General features: G+C 76.0%; 1 protein-coding gene. It reads left to right on the top strand.

The annotated features are described in order from the left end of the window. Positions 1–446: polysaccharide deacetylase family protein (locus FV222_RS28965; protein WP_147816542.1), on the top strand; the 446-nt coding region annotated here is incomplete at its 5' end. Between the last annotated feature and the right edge of the window lie 20 nt (positions 447–466).

Genomic DNA, 466 nt, shown 5'->3' with positions numbered 1-466 from the left:
CCCCGGGCGCGGTCGCCCGCGAGCTCTGCCTGTCGTGGGACGACCTGCGGGCGCTCGGCCGGGACCCGGCCGTCACCTTCGGCGCGCATACGCGGAGCCATCCGATGCTGGCCAAGCACGGGATCGAGGCGGTCGCCCGCGAGGTCGGCGAAGGGCGCGAGCGGCTGGCAGCCGAGCTGGCGCGACCGGTACGGCACCTGTCCTACCCGGTGGGTGACCCGACCTCGGCCGGCGCACGGGAATTCGGGCTCGCCCGCGACCTCGGCTTCGAGACCGCGGTGACGACGCGGCCGGGCCATCTCTTCCCCGACCATGCCGGCCACCTGCACGCCCTGCCGCGGGTCTCGGTCAACGGCTGCCACCAGTCGCGGGCGGCGCTTTCCGGCCTGCTCTCGGGCGTGCCGTTCCTCGCCTGGAACCGCGGCCGGCGCCTCAACGTGGCGTGAGGCGCGGGCCCGCGATCACC

It is taken from the genome of Methylobacterium sp. WL103 (assembly GCF_008039885.1).
Taxonomy (GTDB): domain Bacteria; phylum Pseudomonadota; class Alphaproteobacteria; order Rhizobiales; family Beijerinckiaceae; genus Methylobacterium; species Methylobacterium cerastii.
This window is presented reverse-complemented; position numbering and strand designations above follow the sequence as displayed.